We start from the raw sequence: 21,359 nt of genomic DNA, 5'->3' as shown, positions 1-21,359 counted from the left end.
TTGAGCAAGGGGGGGGGACAATTATTTTTCACGGCGACCTCCTCCTCGCTTGATGACGAACGCGGCGACAATAGCCGCCACTCCGATGGCAGCCAAAGCCGCCACCAGCACCAACGTTCTATCTCCCGTCGAGGGCATAAAGCCTCGACTAACTTCTTTGCTTGGGGTGTTGAGCACTGACAGTTCAATCGAACCCGTCCCGGCATCGGCTGCATCAACCCGCAGAGGGCTTTCGACCGATACAGTCACCTTGGGCTTCGCGGCCGCCACCTGTTTAACGTCCAGACCCTCGGCCGTAACCGTCACCGTACGCTTGCCCCCAAAGGCGGTGTAGCCCTTGGGTGCCGCGATTTCCTCGACGGTGTAGACGTCCGCGTCCGCACCGGTCAATTCCACATGGCCGTCCGCGCCCGTGGTGACACAAGCGTCGGCATCCGTCGACCACGAGCCGTCAGTCGTTAGGATGCGCCCGCGGTCATCGATGATGCGCAGCTTGGCGCCCGCGATCGGTTTATCGTCCGAGCTTGAGCGCTTGATCAGACTGAGACCCCAGGTGTAGGCGCACGCGTCATCGCTCGGCGTGCGGGTGAATCCGACGTCGCCGGACTGGTCGGCGAGGGGAGAGCGCGGGTAGCGCAGGTAGACCTCGTTGGGGTTGCCCTTGGTGGCGCCTCGATTGCAGTTGGCCCCCAACGGCGCATTGTAGACAGCAACCACGCGGGCGCCCGCGGTGAAGGCGTCGGCCCCGCCGAGCGCGGCGATCAGGTCGCCGGTGCGCACGGTGAAGGTCTTACCGTCCGCCGCTACCTTGGTGGCGCACTGGGCCGTGATATCGGTCCAGCCCTTCGCGGGCTCGGTGCCGACACGGTCGTCCTTACCGGCCGAGACGGCGTCGAAGCCGCCGTCCGTGCCCGCCGCCGCGTACACGCGCATGCTCGCGGCCACCTTGGAGGGGTCGAGCCCCGCGCCCATGGTGTCGACGAACCGCACCGTATAGGTGTCGTAGGCGGCAAGGCCCGCCGGGACCGTGGCAGAGAGGCGCCAGTACAGGTCGTCGGCGACCGTGGCGTCGGCGGCCTTCTGCCAAGCGGCGGTGCTGTCCTCCAGCACATGCTTGGACACCTTGGGGGTCGCCGCCTTGGGCTTGACGGTGACGGCGGCGCCGCCGACCAGGGCCATGATCGGCGCGGTGCCGGCCTCGTTCTGGGAAATGGCCTCGTCGTCGGCGACGATGAGCCAGTAGCCGCAGGGCAGCTCGGCCGTCGTGCCCGCGTTAAGGGTCACAGAAGGGACGCCGACTTTGCAAATTGCTCTGGCAAGTTTTGCTGTCAGCGTGGTCGTCATGTGCCCGTCGGCATTCATCCATTCGGCAGCCTCTTGCGCCGTCGATGTCGAGCTATCGAGCCCCGCATCATGTAGCACCGAAAGAGCAGTTTGACGAACCGTGTCATTCGCCCACGTTACGTCAGTTGCAATTTTTTGGCCAGCATCGTCATCGTCGGCAACGGTCGCCAAAAAGAGCCGGTACGCGTCATACCGCGTCGCAACCGTACCGTCCACCGTAATGGCACCAGTATCGGCAGCATGAACCGTCCCAGGGGCAATCGCGAAAGACAGAATAGCGACCATGATTATCGTCGCGGCAGCTAACAAGCGGCGGTTAAGCCTACTCACGGCTACCACCTCGATCCCGATCGCGATGGCGACGAGCATGCATCCATGTCGCAGCAAAACACAGCAGCGATGCACCAGCCAGATACGTCATAGTCAAGCCAGCCCCGCCCGCCTCAGGAAGCGTGGTCGAATACTTGTTGATAAAAGTCGGCGGCACCTGGGAGTCATCATCATACTTGACGACGGTGTCGAGCTGCTCATTTTTATTGTCGATAGTCACATTAACCGTGACATTGTGCCCGACTGTGTCGTAGGTGATGTGGTCCTTGACGTTGTTCTCGTCGGCGCCCTCGGGAACAACCTCGGAGATGGTGTAAGTATAGGTGCCGGCCTTGTTGTAGTCGACGTTGAAGGAGACGTTGCCCGCGGCATCATTGGTCACCGTCTGGAGCACCCTGTCGTCGCCATCCTTAAGCGCAAACGAGAACTGCCCCTCCTTGAACGTTCCACCTTTGAGCACCTTCTTTGCGTTAATGACCGCCTTGCCCGTCATGCGGTTGTCGTAGACCCAGATCTCGTCCTTCTTTGTATCGTCGATGATCTCCGCACCGTCGACGATGTCCTTTGCCTTAGTTAGCGCAGCCTGATAATCCTCTTCGCTCGCGCTGCCCTTGAGCATGATCCACGTGGGATCGGCCTTGGCATAGCCAACAGGCGCCTTGGTCTCCACGAGCTGGTAGAGCACGCAATTACTCATCTTCTTGTCGCTTGTGCCGAACGAGATTTTGCCGTTGTCGTCGGTCGCGGCCTCGTAAAACGGCGTTCTGGCGTTCTCTACATTTCCGTCATCCGCAACCTGGTCCATATTCACGCTGTAGAGCGTGAACTCCGCCCCTTTGAGCGTAGCACCGACCTGCTGCGCATCGTATTTGGTCATCGTGATATCGTAGCCGTTGCCGCCCGCACTGGCAGAAGCGCTCTGGATGGTCCATTTTTGCTCGTCGATCGCCGAGCCTTCCGTCACACCCGTAAGCTCGGCGGTATTGGAAAGAGACACCTCTTCACCGGGGTTTCCGGTCGGGATAACTTCGTACTCGACCTTGAGGTATTTCTCGTCGGGCACCTCAAGAGTCAACTTCGTACGCGAGCCAGATTCATCCTTGACTTGTTCCATCTTCGACGAATAGTCCTTATCAGTCAGCGGTGACCAGGCACCGTTCACGCACTCATAGACCTTAAGCGTCGACGGCACCAGCGTGCACTTGGCATCCATGGTATCGACGAGCTCGAGGAAGTCAGTGCCATTCTTAAGGGCAACGCCAGACTCGTTAACAAGAATGGTGTACTTAATACGGTTGCTATTACTGACTTGCTCACCAGTCTTTTTGATGACGTTGTTCTTAATGGTGACGGTGCCGCTACCGGTATCGAATTTCTTGTCTCCCGACTCGGCGCTTGCCGAGTTGGTGAACTTCACCTCATTCTTAGAGACATCGAGCTCGCTGCGCTTGACCGCTGTTTTGTATGTGAGCTTCGCATAGCCGGCATAGTCGCCAAGCCCAGTTGTGGGGATGGAGAAAGTGACCGTATTGCCGGCGCTGCTGACGTTGTCGGTGGCAAGCTGTTGATTGTCAACGACCGTCTTGGCCTCACTTCCGCGACCAAGCCCCGTATGCTCTTCGTAGGGATTCTGCACGAGCGTGAACTTTGCGGAATTCGCGACATAGCTCATACCATCCGGAAGGCTATCAACGATATTCAGCGGTTTCCCGCCCAGCTTTCCAGCTCCAAAGCATTCGAACTCGCCATTTGCGCCCTTATTACCCTTTTGGCGGTTTGCATACACCGTCCAGTCGACGATCCAGGCGCCCTTCTCATCCGAGCCGTTAACGGTATGCCAATCGAAGTTCTCAACCCAAGACACCTTCGACTCCGCTTTCGGCTTCTCGACCGCAGGCTTCGTTTCTTGGTTGACAACGTACTTGACGGGTTCGGTGAACGACCGCTGTAATTTCAGGCCCGGCGCGCTGACCGACGCAAAGTTTGAGTACCAGCCCGACAGCGCTTCTGATGTGGTGTTGTAGGTGATAACGGCGTAGTCCTCGTTCTCGAGAGCGGCTTTCACTTTGTCGGTAACGATGATTTTGAGGTCGTAGTTTTTCTTTGTTTCATTACCCGGATAGCTGGTCGTTGGTCTCCAGTCGGTGCCCGGAACCAGCTCGGTATTGCCGATTTTAATGGTAATGGAGCTTTCGTCGACACCGAGTTTCTGCGACCATGCCGACTGAAACGTGTCCTTCACCGTCACCTCGCCTGGATGGACCGCATTGACGATCGCCTTCAGCGCGACCTTCGTCTCCCATGTCGCCCTGCCCGTCGTCGCCGCCTCATCGGATCTCACGAGCCTCTTGGTGATCGGCACAACACCCGTCAGCTGCGGCGTGAAACTGCCTTCATCGGCACCGGAAACGGAGCCTTCGCGCTCGATGGCCGCGTCGTTATGCACGGTATCGTACGAGCTCGTATCGTTCATCTTTGCGTGATAGACGATGCGGTAGGTGGCGTACTTGTCGACAAGATCGGTCGGGAATGTGTAGGTAAACGAGCTCTGCGACGAGTCAAGCACGCCGCCCGGAAGAACCTCCGACCCCGAGCTGCCCTTGTAAACCGTGTAGCTCCCCATATAGGCCTGCTTATCGTCAAGCGTATCGGTGAACTTGTAGCCGCTCATGTCGGCCTTGATCTCGCCTTGGTTGAGCGTGACCGTCCACGTGATGTCGGACGGTGTACCCGAGCCGTTGGACTTGTTGATCATGTCGTAACGAAACTTGCTGGGAGCAGCAGTCATGGAGCCGCTCTGGCGATTGCTCAAGCCGCCCCACTCCCACGTTGCCGTGTTCTTGGATGCTTCTTGGTCGTTTATCCACTCGCCGTTGCTTGCTGAAACGCCGCTCTTTAGCTTCGTCTCATAGGCAATCGTGTGCTCCCCCTGGGAAACGTTGCCTAAGGTGTCGAGAGTCGCAATCTGACCGTTGATCGTTGGCTGCGGGCCGAGCTTCTTGCCATCGAGCGTGAAGCTGCCGTCCACAAACTCAAAGTTGTCGCCTAGGCTGTCAGTAAACTTGACGTTCGTAGCGTACGACTCGACGGTGAGCTTAACAGACCAGGTGACCTTGGCCACGCCGTCGGCTCCCTGGGAGAAGGCTCCCGATTTCTCCCCTTTGACGGCGCCATCCGTAGTTGGAATATTGATTGATCCCGCACCGGGGAACTTGATAGGTGTACTGCTGTCCGAGCCAGCGTTCTTATTTGCTAACTCAAATGAAAAATTGGCTCCGACAAAAATTTCCGCAGGGTTTTTGTCAAGCCAGCTCTTATCAAACGTAAAGATGATCTTATTGTCCTCGATTTTCCACGTGCCAGCCTTGTCAGCGGTCGCCTCCGGGCCCTCCATGAGGTTGCCACCGGCGTTATCGTCAACGACGATGGTGCCGGGAAGCTCATAGACAGCGATATAGTTCTCGGGCGAAGGCGCCTCGCCGCTTTTGAATTGTGCCGAAAAAGCCCCATAGAGCTTCGAAGTAGACGTTACGGCACCATTGAGGTCTTGAGTATGGTTCTCGTCGGTAAACAGCTTGACATCAACCTTCGCCGTCTTCTCATCGATCACAATCGGCGTCGGCGTCGTCGCATCCTCGGCGCGCACTGGAGCTGCGCCGTGAAAAACTGCGGCGGTGAGGCTAATTAAAATGAAATCAGGGCCGCCATACCCAGCGACCGCGAACGGTGTGCGTCCATAGTTGTCCCCTAATTCCTACAACACAGTGTGGAATACGGCGAATCGTCGGATCGACCACAAACCCCAACATCAACGAGAACCTACCTAGCGCATTGCAAGAACCCATTGGGGAGCAACTTCTAAGACGGTTCGTCTATGCCACAATGCATAAAATACAATATAGATACCAATCATGTAAACCGCAGGTAAAGAGGTCTTTTAATTTAATACCAGTTGATATTTACCTGTTAACGGTTTTGCATTAAAGCAGTTATATTCTGTGGAATTATGTATATGTTTAAACAACTTAACTTTGCCTGAAAAGCCACTCGGGGGATAACCTCCTCCACCGTGATGCAAAGTAACCTGTCCCCTTGCACCAAAAAGGGCGCCGACCATTGCGGTCGACGCCCTTTCTTATTGGCGGTTATAAGCCCCAGTGCTTATTTGTTGACCTGACCGGCGCGGACAGCAGCCTTCTTACGGTCGGTAGCGTTGAGCAGACGCTTGCGCAGGCGGATGTTCTTGGGAGTGATCTCCACCAGCTCGTCGTCGGCAATGTACTCCAGCGCCTCCTCCAGCGAGAAGGTGCGAGGCGGCACCAGCTGGACGGAGATATCGGAAGTCGAGGAACGCTGGTTGCCCAGGTTCTTGGTACGAGCGATGTTGACGACCATGTCGCCGGCCTTGCTGCGCTCGCCCACGATCATGCCCTCGTAGCACTCGGTACCCGGCTCAACGAACAGCTGGCCGCGCTCCTGCAGCGTACCCAGAGCGTAGGCAACGGCCTTCTCGGTGGTCATGGAGATCATGGCGCCGTTCTGACGGTTACCGATCTCGCCGGCGTAGGGGCCATACTCCAAGAAGGTGTGGTAGAACACGCCCTCGCCGTGGGTGACGTTCATAATGCGGTTCTTAAGACCCATGATGCCGCGGGTCGGGATCTTAAACTCGAGGTGCGTCACGATACCCGAGGTATCCATGCTCGTCATGATGCCGCCGGAGGTACCGAAGACCTCAACGACCTTGCCCGAGTACTCGTCCGGGCACTCGACGACGGCCTGCTCGACGGGCTCCATCTTGTTGCCGTTCTCGTCCTTCTTAAACAGAACGCGGGGACGGCCAACCTGGAACTCAAAGCCCTCGCGACGCATGGACTCCATCAGAACGGACAGGTGCAGGATGCCGCGGCCCGAGACCTCGACGCCGCTCTTGTCCTCGAGCTCCTCGATCTTCATCGTCACGTTGTTCTCGGCCTCATTGAACAGGCGCTCCTTGAGCTGACGGGCGCCCACGATGTCGCCGTCGCGACCGACGAGCGGGGAGGTCGAAGCCTCAAAGACGATGGACAGAGTCGGCGGGTCGATCTCGATGGGCTCGAGCTCAACGGGGTTCTCGGGATCGGTGTAGACATCGCCGATATCGGTGCGGTCGATGCCCACGACGGCAGCGATGTCGCCGGCGCCGACTTCCTGGCATTCGGTGCGGCCCAAGTAGTCGAAGGTAAAGAGCTGCTTGACGGTAGCGGTGGCGCTGGAGCCGTCGTTCTTGACGACCAGGATCTGATCGCCCTGATGGATGGTGCCGGAGTACACGCGACCGATGCCGATGCGGCCAACGAAGTTGGAGTGGTCAATGGTCACGCACTGCATGGCCAGCGGGGCATTCTCGTCAACCTCGGGAGCGGGCATGTCGTCGATGATCATATCGAGCAGCGGATACATGTCCATGTTGCCGTCGTTGGGGTCAAGACGGGCAAAGCCATTCATGGCGCTGGCGTAGACCACGTGCTCCATGGCGAACTCGAGCTGGTCGTCGGTGGCACCCAGGTCGGCCATAAGGTCCAGGCAGTCGTTGTAGGCCTTCTCGGGGTTGGCGCCCGGACGATCGATCTTGTTGATAACGATCATGATCTTGAGGCCGGTGTCGATAGCGTGACGCAGCACGAAGCGGGTCTGGGGCATGGGGCCCTCAAAAGCGTCGACCAGCAGCAGGGCGCCGTCGGCCATACGCAGCACGCGCTCGACCTCACCGCCAAAGTCGGCGTGGCCCGGGGTGTCGATGACGTTGATCTTGACGTCCTTGTACTCGATAGAGATGTTCTTGGCGAGAATCGTAATGCCGCGCTCGCGCTCCTGGTCGTTAGAGTCCAGGACGCGGTCCTCGACCTGCTGGTTGGCACGGAAGGCGTCCGTGGCACGCAGGAGCTTGTCGACCATCGTCGTCTTGCCGTGGTCGACGTGGGCGATGATGGCGATGTTCCTCAGATTGTCTACGCGCATGTAGTTCCCCTATCTTCTATCCATATACAAACGGCACGCGTATGCGGCCCGCCCAGCGATACAACGCTCAGCGGGAATATTGAGCCTTTTACCGAAAACTCGTTTATTTTAGCGATTTTAGATAAGAGGGGTTTCCTCACCTGCAGGTTCAGGGTCGCTCCACATAAAACCATCGCCGGCACCCATGCCCTCATACAGCACGTATGCCGAAAAACCGCTCTCGAGCGTGGTTTCGAAGAAGCTCACGAGCAGGGCGTCGTGATAGCCGCCGTCAATTTCGACACAACCGGTGTAGCCGATGGCATAGCGGGCGATGCGGCCCAGGCCCTCGTCCTTAAGACCCATCTTGTGCTCGGAGATAAAGTTGGTGGCCGCCTCGAGGCATGCCTCTTCGCCGTCCTCGTCGAGCGCCGCCAGATATCGGTTGGAAGCAGCGTCCTCGATCGCCACAACTACGCCCGGGTTCTCGCCGGCGGCAAGGTCGTCCAAGAACGCACCAATCAGGTCACACACCATGGCGTCGAGCTCGGCGGAGACGTTACCGGCGTCCTGCATATCCTGTACCATCTTTAGACCTTCCCATCGAGTCTGGCGTCGTTACAGTTCTTGTGCCTCGGCAGCGATCTTGGCGGCAGCGTCGCGGACGCGCATCATATCCATCGCGCGCTTGTCGAGTACCTTGATCTGGTTGGTCAGCATTACTGCATCGACCACACCCCAGATTACCAAGCCTGTTGAAATCGAAAACCCAAGCGCACCAACTGTACCACGAAGGCGCGAGCAGATTGCCGCGACAAGGGCGGAGACGACAACCATCTTGATAAACGAGCCGCGGCGCTCGCGAAGCGTGCGGGCCTGCGTCACATAGGCAATGCGAGCCGCCTCAGAAGCCTCCGAGCGCATCTGGGCCTCGCGCGCAATGGCCGCCGCCTCAGCCGACATACCGCTGGCCATCAGCGAACACTCCGCAACCCTGCCGCCCCGCATTTAGAAGTCATCGGGGGAGAGCGTATGGACGAACTCGTCGAACTTCTCGAACTCCTGCTCGTCGTCGACTTCCTCGGCGTGGGTAGAAACAGTGCCCAGGCGATTCATGATGTCGTCCTCCACAAACATGGGGGCATTGCTGCGCACGGCAAGGGCAATGGCATCACTGGGACGGGCGTCGATCTTGCGCTCCTCGCCATCGGCCAGTACGACGATCGTCGCGTAGAACACCGGCGGCTCGGCGCGAACGATCTCGATGCGCTCGAGCTTGGAGCCCAAGGCGTCAACGGTATCGAGCAGCAGGTCATGGGTAATCGGGCGCTCGGCGCGACCGCTATCGATGCCGCGGCTGATGGCAGCAGCTTCAAACGAACCAGTCTGAATGGAAAGGGAACGCAGCGGCGCGGGCGAGTCCGATTTGCTGCTGCGCTCACGAAGCACGATAAGCGATGGCACGGGACCGGCGGCCATGACGATGGTCTCTATGTCGACACGAACCATGGAACACCTCCGGTACGTAGCGGTTAACACGCGGCAGCCCGCCGCATTGAATAGCTATACTACCCAAACTTTCGCACAGCACACAAAATCAAAGTAGTTAATTTGGGACGGGGCTATTTTGACTACTTTTTGTTGGATAAGAAAAAAGCCCCGAGGCAATGCCCCAGGGCTCTTAACGTTTTGATGGTGGACCTGACAAGATTCGAACTTGTGACCTCCCGGTTATCAGCCGGACGCTCTAACCAACTGAGCTACAGGTCCATCATGGTGGAGGTTAGGGGGATCGAACCCCTGACCTCAGGCTTGCAAAGCCCGCGCTCTCCCAGCTGAGCTAAACCCCCACGGAGAAAGTAATAAACACCCCAGCGGCGACTCGGCTCTCGCTGGGGTGTTTATTGCGAAAGAAAGTGGTGGACCTGACAAGATTCGAACTTGTGACCTCCCGGTTATCAGCCGGACGCTCTAACCAACTGAGCTACAGGTCCATCGCGCAAGGGATATATTAGACGAGTCGTTACGCGCGCGTCAACAACTTTTTTGAAAATCTTTGGGAGAGTGGTCGCTGGGCTGGCGGGATGGTTTTGGTTTGCTGCTCGGACAGTCCTGCGCAAGACGAAGGCCACATTAAGTGGCCTTCTTTGCGTGCGGAACTCGCGACAAACCAAAAGCGCCCCGCCAGCCCAGCGACCATGGGGTCCCAAGATTGTCAAAAAAGCGGTCGGCGCGCAGTGCGCCGACCGCCGATATATGGGGTCTGATATTTTCTACCAGCTAGTTCCTCTTACTCGTCTAGGAGATCTTCTGGTATGTCGTTGCCGTCGCCTAGGTCGACTGGGGTTTCTTCGGGGACATAGCTGTCTTCTGCGCCTTCGCCTTCGGGCTTTTCCTTGGCTGCTGTCATGCGGGCTACGGCGCATACGCGGTCGTTGTCGTCGACGGTCATCATCTTGACACCCTGGGTGGCGCGGCCGGTCTGGCTGATCTCGTCGGTCTTGACGCGAATGACCGTCGCGCCCTCCGTCACGATGAACAGCTCATGCTGCGGGCCCACCGTCTTCATGGCTGCGAGGTTACCCTTGCGTTCGGTCATCTGGATGGTGTAGACGCCCTGGCCGCCGCGGTTCTGCTCCGGGTAGTCCGCGACCGGCGTGCGCTTGCCGTAGCCGCGCTCGGTAATGACAAACAGGTCACCATTGCCGTTGGTAACCTCCATACCCAAAACGCTCACGCCATCCTTCATGCCAATGCCGCGGACGCCGCTGGTATCGCGACCGGTGGCGCGCACCTGGTCCTCGGGGAACATAATCGCCTTGCCCGCGGTGGTTGCCATGATGATCTTGTCACCCTCGCGCACGCGGCGTACAGCGAGCAGCGCGTCGTCGTCCCTCAGGTTGATGGCGATCAGGCCATCGCGGCGGCTACGGTCGTAGGCGCTCATCACGGTCTTCTTGACCATGCCGCTCTTGGTGGCAAACATCAGATACTCGTCGGCGGGGAACTCGCGGCAGCTGATGACGCTCGCGATCTTCTCGCCCTCCTCAAAGGGCAGCAGGTTGACGATCGCGGTGCCGCGCGCCTGGCGCGTGCCGACCGGCAGCTCGTGCACCTTCAGGCGATAGACCTTGCCCTTACTCGAGAAGAACAGCACGTACTCGTGCGTGGACGCGATAAACATCTCGTCGATAACGTCGTCCTCTTTGAGGTTGACGCCCGATACGCCCTTGCCGCCGCGCTTCTGGGCGCGATAGGCGGCCACCGGGATGCGCTTGACGTAGCCGGTGTGGGTGATGGTCACGACCATGTCCTCGTCGGCAATCAGGTCTTCGACGTCCAGGTCCTTCTCGACATGGCTGATCTCGGTGCGGCGCTTGTCGCCGAACTTCTTGGAAATCTCGCGCATCTCTTCCTTGATGACGCCCAGAATCTTCTCCTCGTGCGCCAACAGGTCCTCGTAGTAGGCGATGGCGCGGCGCAAGCCGTCCAGCTCTTCCTGAATCTTGTCGCGCTCCAGGCCGGTCAGGCGGCGCAGCTTCATCTCGAGGATGGCCGTAGTCTGCTCGGGCGTAAAACCGAAGCGCTCGATTAGGCGACTGCTGGCCTCAGAGTCGGTCTGCGAGGAGCGAATGATGCTGATGACCTCGTCGATATGGTCGAGAGCCATCAGGTAGCCCTCGAGGATATGGGCACGCGCCTGGGCCTTCTTGAGATCAAAGCGGGTGCGGCGGGTGACTACGTCGACCTGGTGGTCGATGTAGTGCTGCAGCATCTCGCGCAGGCTCAGACATTTGGGAACGCCGTTGACAAGTGCCAGGTTGTTGGCGCCAAAGGTCGTCTGCAGCGAGGTGTACTTATACAGATTGTTGAGCACGACCTGCGGAATGACGCCCTTCTTGAGTTCGATGACCAGACGGATACCCTTCTGGTTGGACTCATCGCGCATATCCGAGATGCCCTCGATGCGCTTGTCGTTGACGAGCTGGGCGATCTTCTCCTGCAGAGTGCCTTTGTTGACCATGTAGGGAATCTCGGTAAAGACCAGGCGGCTACGGCCGGTCTTGGTGGACTCCACATGAGCCTTGGCGCGCACGGTGATGGAGCCGCGGCCGGTCTCGTAGCTCTGCCTAATGCCGGCACTGCCCATGATGATGGCACCGGTGGGGAAGTCCGGACCGGGCATGATCTGCATGAGCTCGTCGACGTTGGCGTCGGGGTTGTCGATCAGGTAGCACGTGGCTTCGATCGCCTCGGTAAGGTTGTGCGGGGCGATGTTGGTGGCCATGCCGACGGCGATGCCCTGGCTGCCGTTGACCAGCAGGTTGGGGAAACGCGCGGGCAGCGCCTGGGGCTCGGCGAGCGACTCGTCGTAGTTGGGCTGCCAGTCGACGGTGTCCTTCTGCAGGTCGCGCAGGAGCTCCATGGCGGGCTTTGCCAGGCGGCTCTCGGTGTAACGCATGGCGGCGGCGCCGTCGCCGTCGATATTGCCGAAGTTGCCGTGACCGTCAATGAGCGGCGTGCGCATGGAGAACCACTGTGCCAGGCGAACCATTGCCTCATAGACCGCGGAGTCGCCGTGCGGATGGTACTTACCGATAACTTCGCCGACCGTCCAAGCGGACTTCTTGTGCGGACGGTTGGGGTAGATGCCGCTCTCGTTCATGGCGTACAGGATGCGACGGTGCACCGGCTTTAAGCCATCGCGCACGTCCGGCAGGGCGCGCGCCGTGATGACCGACATCGAGTACTCGATGAACGACTGCTTCATCTCGCGGCCGAACTCCGAAATCTGGAGCTGACCGCCGTTGATATCCTCGCCGGCCGAGGCGCCACGGTCGACTTCGCCAAAGCTCTCCTCGAGCTCGGCGTCGTCGTCCTCTTCCTCATCATCGGCATCGGGGTTATAGGCGTCCGGATCGCCGTCCTCGCCCTGCTCAGCACGGGCAAGCAGGCGCTTCAGATCATCGGGCATGCCGGCGTCGCCGGCCTCGTCCATACCCTCGTTATTGTTGATATCGTCTGCCACGTTACCTCCTCATGGTTTGCGTGGTCCATTAGTTCCCTACCACGGAGACGGATTACCGGGAATGCCGGATAACCCTCCTAGGTTTTCCAGGTGCCCCAGGTTGCCCTGAAGGATGAGGGCGCACGCCTTGCGTGCGGCGCCCGAAATCCTGAAGGGCAAGATGGGGTGCCTGGGAAAGCTAGGCGTCAAGGAAACGCGCGTCGTGGGCGTGCTTCTCGATATATTCGCGGCGATAGCCGACCTCGGAACCCATCAGCTCGCGCACGGCGCGGTCCGCCACCACGGCGTCCTCGATCGACACACGCTGCAGAATGCGGGTCTTGGGGTCCATCGTCGTCGAGGCAAGCTGCTTGGGGTCCATCTCGCCCAGGCCCTTGTAGCGCTGGACGGTGTAGCCCTTGCGCTTCTTGGTGATCTTGCCGTCCTTGGCCTTGCCGTCCTCGTCGTTGTCGTCGGGGTTCAGGCCCAGACTCTGGATGGTGTCGCGCAGGATCTCGTCTTCGGGCTGGCGGCCGTTGGGATACACGTAGTGGATCTTGTTGCGCACCTTAATGCCAAAGATGGGCGGGCACGCGACGTACACGTAGCCGGCGTCAATCAGCGGGCGCATGTACTTGTAGAAGAACGTCAGCAGCAGAATGCGGATATGCGCACCGTCGACATCTGCATCGGTCATGATGATGATCTTGTGGTAGCGGGCCTTGGTGATATCAAAGTCGCCGCCGTCGCCGGCGCTCGTCGTGACGCCGCAGCCGATCGCGGTGATGAGGGACTGGATGGTGTCGCTCGAGAACGCACGATGATCGCCCACGCGCTCGACGTTCAAAATCTTGCCGCGCAGGGGCAGAATCGCCTGGATGTCTCGGCGACGGCCGTCCTTGGCCGAACCGCCTGCCGAGTCGCCCTCTACGATGAAGAGCTCGGTCAGCTCGGCATCGCGCACCGAGCAGTCAGCGAGCTTACCGGGCAGCGACGCCGTCTCGAGCAGGCTCTTGCGGCGGGTCGCCTCGCGCGCCTTGCGGGCGGCGTTGCGCGCCTTGCAGGCCTGCTGGGCCTTCTTGACGATCTCACGAGCGGGCTTGGGATGCTCCTCGAGGTAATCGGCAAGGCCGTCGGTCACGATCTTGAGCGTCAGCGCGCGCATATAGGAGCTGCCGAGCTTGGCCTTGGTCTGGCCCTCAAACTGCGGATCGGGCAGTTTGACCGAGATAACGGCCGAAAGGCCCTCGCGCACATCGTCGCCGGTCAGGTTGGCGTCTTTTTCCTTGAGCAGGTTCTGCTTGCGAGCGTAATCGTTAATCACGCGGGTGAGCGCGGTGCGGAAGCCCTCGAGGTGCATGCCGCCCTCGGGGGTGTAGATGTCGTTGGCAAACGACATGACGTTCTCGCCGTAGCCGCTATTCCACTGCAGGGACACCTCGACCTCGCCCATCTTGGTCACGGGAGCATCCGGGTCCGACTTGCCCTCGATGTAGATGGGCTCCTTAAAGGCCTCGGGGACATCCTTGCCCTCATTGAGGAACTTGACGAAGTCGATGATGCCGCCCTCGTAGCAAAACTCCTCCACATGGGGAGTCGCCTCGCGCTCGTCGGTCAGCACGATCTTGAGGTTCTTGTTGAGGAATGCCGTCTCCTGCAGACGGTTGTGCAGCGTGTCGAAATCGTAGATGCAGGTCTCGAAGATCTCGTCGTCGGGCCAGAAGCTGACAGTGGTACCCGTCGTCACCGAAGTGCCCACGACTTCCATCTTTTTGACGGTCTTGCCGCGCGAAAACTCCATCTCGTAGATGTTGCCATCGCGGCATACCTGTACGACCACACGCTTGGACAGGGCATTGACGACGGAGATGCCCACGCCGTGCAGGCCGCCCGAGACCTTGTAGGCCGAGTTATCGAACTTACCGCCGGCGTGCAGGATCGTCATGACGACCTCGAGCGTCGGGATCTTTTTGATAGGATGCTCGTCGACGGGGATGCCGCGCCCGTTGTCGACGACCGTGATGGAGTTGTCGGCGTGGACCGTCACCTGAATCTCGGTGCAGAAACCGGCCATGGCCTCGTCGACGGAGTTGTCAACGATCTCCCACACCAGGTGATGAAGACCGCTGGCGCTCGTCGAGCCAATGTACATGCCCGGGCGCTTACGAACGGCCTCGAGACCTTCGAGAATCTTAATCTCGCCGCCATCGTAATCGTTTTCGTTTGCCACACGTCCTCCTTCAGTTAAGAAAATGTGTATAGCCTTACTAGTTTATCGTAAAAAAATACCCTCGGGAACGAGGGTATTTGGCTCTACAAGGCCACCAGATGCGATTTAAGGCTCTTTTTTGCCCTGCACGCCCTTGGCCCACTCGGCACTGGCTCTCATGGCGTTCTCGAGGGCCTCGCGAAGTTTTTGGTCTTCGATGGGCGCCACTTGGCGCTCAATCTCGGTGCGCTCGGCCTCACTTAGGTCGGCGTGCGGGGCCGGCGGGCGCTCGGTCGTCGCCGGGCGCAGGCGCTCCTTGGCGGCGGGCGGTGTGTGACCGGGTGCGGATGTCTTGAACACCAGCCCGTCGACGTGCGCGCCGGCGCGCTCCATGCGCGCGCGGATAATCTCGCGCAAAAGTGTCATTTCCTGCGTCCATGAGGGCGAATCGAGGTACACCAGCAGTTCGTTGGACTCGGGCAGGTAACGCAGGCCCGTCACATGGCGTCCCTCGCGCGTGCCCGAGCACACCGCATTCCAGGCGCGATAGACCGCACGAGACTCCTCTGCAGCCTCCATCTGCGCGCGGCGCTCAGGTGTCGCGGACGCCAGGATGCGCTGACGCTCGGCATCCAAAAAGCCGCCAAAGGCCACCGTTCCGTTCTCGCGCTCGTAATTAGCACGTCCCATCCATGCTCACCACCTTGGCTCGATCAAGCAGGTCATCGGTAAAATACCCCAGATTGGTGGTGGTTATGACCGTCTGGATATCATCACCGATCAGCTGCAGAAAAGCGCCTCGGCGCCCGGCGTCGAGCTCGCTCATCACGTCGTCCAAAAGCAGCAGCGGCGCGGTGCCCAGGATATCGCGCGCCACGGCCACTTCTGCCACCTTCCAGGCAAGCACCAGCGTTCGCTGCTGGCCCTGGCTGGCAAATGAACGGGCCGATCGACCCGCGACGGAAAACTCGATCTCGTCGCGATGCGGGCCCACGAGCGTCACGCCGCGGCGGATCTCTTCGTCGGCGCGCTCGTCGAGCGCCGAGAGCATGTGCTCATACGCCCAGCCCCTGAGCTCGTCGCGATCCTCGGTGCCAGGCAGGTCGCCAAGCGTGGACACATAGGACACACCGGCGGGCTCGCCAGATGCCACGCGGCCATAGGCGTCGCGCACATGGCCCGACAGCCGGTCGAGCAGGGCCAGACGATGCACGAGCAGGGCCGAACCGGCGCGGGCGATAGATTCGTTCCAGGCGCCGAGCATCTCGCGGCAGCACCAGGTCTCCTTGAGCAAGGCATTGCGCTGGGTCACGCAGCGCCCGTAGGCACTAGCCAGATCGGCATAGCGCGCACTCAGCTGAACGCCAAAGTCATCAAGCGCGGTGCGGCGCACGCTGGCACCGCGCTTGACCATATCCAAGTGGTCCGGGCAAAACAGAACGCTCGGCAGCACCCCGCGCACGCCGGACGCAGCGCAGCGCTTGCCGTTGCGGCTAAACGAACGCTTGCCATCTTCCACGCTCAGACCCATGTCCAGCACGCGTCCATCACCTTCGAGCCTCAGCTCGACCTTGCATGAGCCCACGCCGTCGTGCACGAGCTCGGTTGCGGTCGGATGCCTAAACGAGGCGCCACTCGTCAGCAGCTGCAGCGCCTCTATGAGGTTGGTCTTTCCCGCCGCATTGGGGCCTGCGAGCACCGTCACACCGTCGCTCAGGGCAAGGCGGTAACTGTCGAAGCTGCGATAGCGCGCAACGGAAAGATCACGTGCGAACATGGTCATGGGTAGTGCTAGATGCGTACCGGCATGACCAGGTACAGGTAGTTGATCTTGTCATAGGACTTGAAGATGCCAGCCTGCGAATAGCTCTTGAGCTCCAGCGTGATCTCCTTCTCCTTGGACAGGGCATTGAGGCAGCCAAAGATGTAGTGGTAGTTGAAGGCGATGGTGCCCGACTCGCCCTCGGCCTCGACATCGATCGTCTCCTGCGCCAGATCCTGGTCGTTGGAAATGGAGGACAGGCCCATCTGGCCGTTCTCGACGTCAATCTCAAACTTGACAGCGGGGTTGGCGCTCGCGATAACGGCCACACGCTTAAGGGCGGCGTTAAAGGCGGCCACGTCGATCTTGACGCTCGTCACGCACGAATCGGGGATGAGCTGCTTGTAATTGGGATATACGCCCTCGATGCGGCGCGACACGTAGGTGGTGTTGCCGGCCTCAAAGACAACCTGGGTGTCGGTGGCGCCGATCATGATGGTAGCCTGACTCGCCATGATGCTCAGCGCGTCGTTGAAGGCGTCGGCAGGCACGTTGAGCTCAAAGGAACCTTCGAGGGTCGAGGTCTCGACCTGCGTATCGCACACGGCCAGTCGGAAGGAGTCGGTCGCGACCAGGCGCACGGTGTTGTTCTCGACCTTCATGTGCACGCCACCCAGGATGGGGCGGGCCTTGTCAGTCGAGGTGACGCGCCATACGCGACTTACCATTTCGGACAGAATATCAGTCGGTAGCTCGACGGCGCTCTCGATGGCGTATGCCGGGAACTCGGGAAAGTCGTTGGCATCGAGCGTGTTGAGGCGGAAAGAGCTCTTCTCGCAGCCAATCAAAACCTGACGCTCGGACAGCTCAAAGGTGACCGGTGCATCGGGAAGGGTCTTGGTGATGCTGGAGAGCATCTTACAGGGAATCACCATCTCGCCCTCCTCTTCGACATGAGCCGCGATGCGGTGACGAATCGAGATGGTGTAGTTGGAGGTCTGGAATTCCAAGATGCCGTCTTGTGCCTTAACGAGCACGCCCGACAGAATGGGAAGGGTGGATGCCGAAGCGACGCCTTTCATAACGACGCCGATGGCTTGCGTAAGCGAGCTCTGGCTGACGGTGAACTTCATCTTTTAATACCTTTCTATAGATATAAATATCTTAATAATAGTAATAGTACTGACGAAACTGTTGATTACTCCTAAAAGTGCAGGTCAGCCCTAAAAAGAGAATCGACAGGAACCTGTGTGCAATCGGGTATGTTTTCCACGTTCAAAACCTGCGCAAAACTTTTCATCACCGCGGCTCGAGTTTTCGACACCTTATAACCGCCGTTTCGACAAGTTTTCAACAGCTGTGTCAATTTACCTACGAGCGCAGTGTAATTTTATCGCGCAGCGACTTGAGGTCTTCGGTAACAGTCCGGTCTTCCTGAATCATCTTCTGAACCTTTTTATAGCTCGTACTGACGGTCGAGTGGTTGCGGTTGCCAAACTCGGCGCCCACGGCCGTCGTCGTCATCTCGCACATCTCAATCGCCAGGTAGATAGCGATATGGCGCGCCTTGGCGATATTGGCGTTGCGGCGAGGCCCGATGAGTTCCTCGTGCGTCACACCGTATTGCTCCTCGATGACGGACTGGACCGTCTGCACGTTGATCTTCTTGGCCGATGTGTCGAAGTACTGGTTGGCGATGGCGTCGATGTCGTCAAAGGTGAGCTCCCCGCCCTCGCGTTCGCGATCGCCCGCTTCACCGGCGCAACGCTCGCAAAAGCTCTCGAGCTCGCGAATGTTGGTGCCCGAGACCTCGGCCATGTGTTTAAAGTGCGCGTCGGTCAGATGTCCGCCGTCGCCCCCGTAGGCCGCCAGCAGCGAGTCGTTGCCCGCCTCGGGTGCGGCGGCGATCGTGTTCTCGTAATAACGCTGCAAAATCTTGTACTTCATCTCGTAGCTGGGCTCTGCCACCAGGCACAGCAGGCCGGCATTAAAGCGGCTGGTCAGGCGCTCGTCCATATTAAGGTCCTTGGGAGCGCGGTCGGCGGCAATCACGACCTTCTTGTTGTTACGGATAAATTCGTCCATCAACTGGAAGAAGTAATCCACGCTCGCGCGCTTGCCGATGATGTTCTGGATGTCATCGATGATAAGCACGTCGACGCCGTGGTACGCCTGCATAATGGGGGCGTTGCTCTTCTTTTGGCGGTCGAATTCCGTCATCAAGTCGTCCAGATATGCCTGCGAGTTGGCGTACTTCACCTTGATCTCGGGCGATTTCTCTGCCAGCTCATTTTTGATGGCGAGCAGCAGGTGTGTCTTGCCCAGCCCCGATTTGCCGTAGATGAACAGCGACGTGCAGGTACCGGGCGTGTCTGCAAGCATGGCGAATTTGAGCGCCGACCGGTAGGCAAGGCTGTTCTCCGGTCCGAAGACGAAGTTTTCAAACGTGAATTTCGAATTCGCTGCGAGGGGTGCCCCGTCCGCGTTTTTCTCGACTGCCGTCGGTGCCGCCGCCGAAGGTGCTGCCGGCGCTGCGGACGAACTCGCGCTTTTTGCCGGTGGCCTGCCATTCATTTGGGTCATCATGCGGCGGAAATCGTCAGCGGACAACGTGTTTTTGATTGCAATGCCCGATTCCTCGCCGGGTGTCGCCTCGTGTGCGACGGGCATATGCGTTGCGGTCGGGATGGGCGAGGGGGCTGACTCTACCGCCGGTGCGAACGAAGCGGTCGGCTGCGGCGCCATGGTTTCACGGGAAACATCGTCGCGTCGAGCCTCGGGCACCGGCGTCGCCGCTGCGGTGGCGGTCGCTACCGGGTGAGTGTCCGGGGCCGTATTTGCCGAGGCACCTTGCGGTGCCACGATATTGAGCGCAATCGGTGCAAAGGCGATCTCTTCCAGATAGGCCTCGATGGTCGGCTGATGCTTTTTGAGCTGAGCGATGGCAAAGCGCGAAGGGGCCTCAATCGTCAGAGTGTCCTCGGTTAAACTCACGGCGTGCGATTGTCCCAGCATATTGATGAGGCGTGCATCTTGGCCGTCGCGCTGACAAAAGGCGATGGCATCTCCCAGGATGATGCTTGCTTCCTCGTCCACTGTTTCTCCCGTTCCTTAACTTTGGGCTCGCACGCGAGCGCTGCCTATTTCGGTCAGATGATATTTCTGGCCATGTTTGATTACCAAGCCGGCCTGCGCCAAGTCGTTGAGCGTTCGCGACCACGTGGGCGCTGAGTTTCCAAACGCTCGTGCCAGGTCGGTTGCGCCACACTCTTGGTTTTGAGCCAGATAGCCCAGCGCCGCTTCGCCGCGCTCGCTCACAAATACGTTTTGCTGTGGCTGTGCATATTGATTCGCCGCATTAGGATACATCATTTGAGCTGCTGGTTGTTGAGAACTCTGCATAGGCAGCGGCTGTTGTTGAAAACTTTGCGGCCACTGTTGGTAAGGCTGCGGAGGCATCTGCTGGGCCCATGGGTTGTACTGCGCCTGGGGCATTTGTTGGTACGGCTGCTGGTACCCCTGAGGATACTGTTGGGGATACGGCTGGGCGTATCCCTGCTGCGGCATATATTGGGGAGGATACCCTTGCGGGTACGGTTGATAGCCCATTTGCGGGGCGTTTGGCATGGCCGCTGCCTGCTGCACGGTGCCTGTGTCCAGATCTGCCGAGCCTATGCTCTCCGGCATGTTTTGCATTGCGTTGCCCAGCGGTGCCTGGGGGTCTTGCATGGGGAAACTTCCAGGCTGCTGCATCTGCTGCGCCGCAGGCTGCTGTGCAAACGTGTTGGTTAGGGGATATGCCTGCTGCTCTGCTTCGGGTCGCACGGCTGCCCCGCGCCCGCCGGCACGCTCGATTTCCTGCACGCGCTTGGGGTTCAGACTTACCGTCACGACGGTGCCGTTGCCCATGTTGTCCTCGATGGAGACGGCGCCGCCGGCGTTTTCCAAGTACTCCTGTACCATGGGAAACCCGGCGCCGGTACCGCGGATATACCGTTTCATCTTGCTGTTTGCGCTGGTTACGCCAAAATCGAAGGCGCGCTCTTTGTCGTCGATGCCAGGACCCTGATCGGCAAAGCGGATGGTATCGCCACCGTCGAGAATCGAGATGATGGGCTCTGCAAAATGAGCGTGGATGAAGTTTTCGACAATCTCGCGGATAACCATCAGCGAGATGCGTCCTCCCTGCTCTTTCATGCACTGGTAGACGGTGTTGGTTGTCTCTTCCAAGTAGGTGCGGACGTCTTGCGGTTCGATGACGATGACACGCGGTGTCGACAGCATGTCGTCGTAGACCGCGATGCGCGCTGCATACATGGCCTTTGGTGCTTGTGCGATGACCTGCTCACCCTCGTTGCGTTTTTCGCGCACGCCGGTGATGTGCTCGTTGTCGGGTGCCGGATCACCGGAATCGACCATGGTGTAGAAGTCGTCAGACATGCCGCTCGCAATCTTTCAAAAGGTTTTGAACAAATAGTAGCTCACCGCGCAATGTTTCTCATCTTTCGACAAGTTTTCAAAACCTGTTGAAAACTTTGGAAAACGGACGAAAAGTTCTCAACATTTCCAACACGACCTGTTGAAAACTCGATGAAATTTCGTGAAAAGTTGCCTGCTGCCTCAAATGCCGGTTCTGCTTATGGGGGAACCGTGTACTCTTTGCAACCTTTTACCTTTGATTTCTTGACATTTGAACATTGATTTCCCTACAATCTTCAAGCTCACGT

At 59.1% G+C, this 21,359-nt stretch carries 13 protein-coding genes and 3 tRNA genes; all 16 read right to left on the bottom strand.

Translation table 11 applies throughout. From position 1 onward, the window contains the following. Positions 1–21: 21 nt before the first annotated feature. Positions 22–1,674 carry an isopeptide-forming domain-containing fimbrial protein gene (locus DW796_RS01245; protein ID WP_158567662.1) on the bottom strand — a complete coding sequence of 551 codons (1,653 nt, stop codon included), beginning with the start codon at positions 1,672–1,674 and terminating at the stop codon, positions 22–24. After that, positions 1,667–5,320, bottom strand: a complete 3,654-nt coding sequence (locus DW796_RS01240) for a Spy0128 family protein (RefSeq protein ID WP_118094019.1) — start codon at positions 5,318–5,320, stop codon at positions 1,667–1,669. The genes DW796_RS01245 and DW796_RS01240 overlap by 8 nt, the downstream gene beginning before the upstream one ends. Before the next feature lie 515 nt (positions 5,321–5,835). Beyond that, positions 5,836–7,674, bottom strand: coding sequence for a translational GTPase TypA (typA, locus tag DW796_RS01235; protein ID WP_006235837.1), 1,839 nt, complete (start codon positions 7,672–7,674; stop codon positions 5,836–5,838). Between the two features lie 117 nt (positions 7,675–7,791). Then, complete coding sequence (locus DW796_RS01230) at positions 7,792–8,241, bottom strand: hypothetical protein (RefSeq protein WP_118094018.1); 450 nt, start codon at positions 8,239–8,241, stop codon at positions 7,792–7,794. A 30-nt stretch (positions 8,242–8,271) separates the two neighbouring features. Continuing rightward, positions 8,272–8,628 carry a hypothetical protein gene (locus tag DW796_RS01225; protein WP_147351001.1) on the bottom strand — a complete coding sequence of 119 codons (357 nt, stop codon included), beginning with the start codon at positions 8,626–8,628 and terminating at the stop codon, positions 8,272–8,274. A gap of 33 nt (positions 8,629–8,661) precedes the next feature. After that, complete coding sequence (locus tag DW796_RS01220) at positions 8,662–9,162, bottom strand: bifunctional nuclease family protein (RefSeq protein WP_118094016.1); 501 nt, start codon at positions 9,160–9,162, stop codon at positions 8,662–8,664. Between the two features lie 184 nt (positions 9,163–9,346). Beyond that, positions 9,347–9,423, bottom strand: a tRNA-Ile gene (locus DW796_RS01215). A gap of 4 nt (positions 9,424–9,427) precedes the next feature. Further along, positions 9,428–9,503: transfer RNA gene (locus DW796_RS01210), tRNA-Ala, on the bottom strand. Between the two features lie 67 nt (positions 9,504–9,570). Next, a tRNA-Ile gene (locus tag DW796_RS01205) sits at positions 9,571–9,647 on the bottom strand. A 296-nt stretch (positions 9,648–9,943) separates the two neighbouring features. Then, entirely contained in the window at positions 9,944–12,652 is a 2,709-nt protein-coding gene (gene gyrA / locus DW796_RS01200; RefSeq protein ID WP_118094070.1) for a DNA gyrase subunit A, read from the bottom strand. 208 nt (positions 12,653–12,860) lie between these two features. Continuing rightward, complete coding sequence (gene gyrB / locus DW796_RS01195) at positions 12,861–14,891, bottom strand: DNA topoisomerase (ATP-hydrolyzing) subunit B (protein ID WP_118094015.1); 2,031 nt, start codon at positions 14,889–14,891, stop codon at positions 12,861–12,863. A gap of 105 nt (positions 14,892–14,996) precedes the next feature. Beyond that, positions 14,997–15,560 (bottom strand): DciA family protein, encoded by a 564-nt coding sequence (locus DW796_RS01190; protein WP_118094014.1) that lies wholly within the window; start codon positions 15,558–15,560, stop codon positions 14,997–14,999. Beyond that, positions 15,547–16,653 carry a DNA replication/repair protein RecF gene (locus tag DW796_RS01185; protein WP_118094013.1) on the bottom strand — a complete coding sequence of 369 codons (1,107 nt, stop codon included), beginning with the start codon at positions 16,651–16,653 and terminating at the stop codon, positions 15,547–15,549. Before DW796_RS01185 ends, DW796_RS01190 begins: the two co-directional genes overlap by 14 nt. Positions 16,654–16,661: 8 nt before the next feature. Next, positions 16,662–17,765 (bottom strand): DNA polymerase III subunit beta, encoded by a 1,104-nt coding sequence (gene dnaN / locus DW796_RS01180; protein ID WP_118094012.1) that lies wholly within the window; start codon positions 17,763–17,765, stop codon positions 16,662–16,664. A 238-nt stretch (positions 17,766–18,003) separates the two neighbouring features. Further along, complete coding sequence (locus tag DW796_RS01175) at positions 18,004–19,728, bottom strand: DnaA ATPase domain-containing protein (protein WP_118094011.1); 1,725 nt, start codon at positions 19,726–19,728, stop codon at positions 18,004–18,006. 15 nt (positions 19,729–19,743) lie between these two features. Further along, on the bottom strand, positions 19,744–21,072 hold the full coding sequence (locus DW796_RS01170) for an ATP-binding protein (RefSeq protein WP_118094010.1): 1,329 nt from the start codon (positions 21,070–21,072) through the stop codon (positions 19,744–19,746). Positions 21,073–21,359: the final 287 nt, after the last annotated feature.

It is taken from the genome of Collinsella sp. AM31-2AC (assembly GCF_003469285.1).
Classification (GTDB): Bacteria; Actinomycetota; Coriobacteriia; order Coriobacteriales; family Coriobacteriaceae; genus Collinsella; species Collinsella aerofaciens_AT.
Note: the sequence above shows the minus strand (reverse complement) of the source record. Positions and strands in the feature narration are given on the sequence as shown.

Excerpts from the sequence above, each read along its gene's own strand:
- dnaN (WP_118094012.1), bottom strand. The coding sequence starts at position 17,765 with ATGAAGTTCACCGTCAGCCAGAGCTCGCTTACGCAAGCCATCGGCGTC.
- DW796_RS01230 (WP_118094018.1), bottom strand. The coding sequence starts at position 8,241 with ATGGTACAGGATATGCAGGACGCCGGTAACGTCTCCGCCGAGCTCGAC.
- gyrA (WP_118094070.1), bottom strand. The coding sequence starts at position 12,652 with ATGGACGAGGCCGGCGACGCCGGCATGCCCGATGATCTGAAGCGCCTG.
- DW796_RS01185 (WP_118094013.1), bottom strand. The coding sequence starts at position 16,653 with ATGACCATGTTCGCACGTGATCTTTCCGTTGCGCGCTATCGCAGCTTC.
- DW796_RS01170 (WP_118094010.1), bottom strand. The coding sequence starts at position 21,072 with ATGTCTGACGACTTCTACACCATGGTCGATTCCGGTGATCCGGCACCC.
- DW796_RS01225 (WP_147351001.1), bottom strand. The coding sequence starts at position 8,628 with ATGGCCAGCGGTATGTCGGCTGAGGCGGCGGCCATTGCGCGCGAGGCC.
- DW796_RS01190 (WP_118094014.1), bottom strand. The coding sequence starts at position 15,560 with ATGGGACGTGCTAATTACGAGCGCGAGAACGGAACGGTGGCCTTTGGC.
- DW796_RS01220 (WP_118094016.1), bottom strand. The coding sequence starts at position 9,162 with ATGGTTCGTGTCGACATAGAGACCATCGTCATGGCCGCCGGTCCCGTG.
- typA (WP_006235837.1), bottom strand. The coding sequence starts at position 7,674 with ATGCGCGTAGACAATCTGAGGAACATCGCCATCATCGCCCACGTCGAC.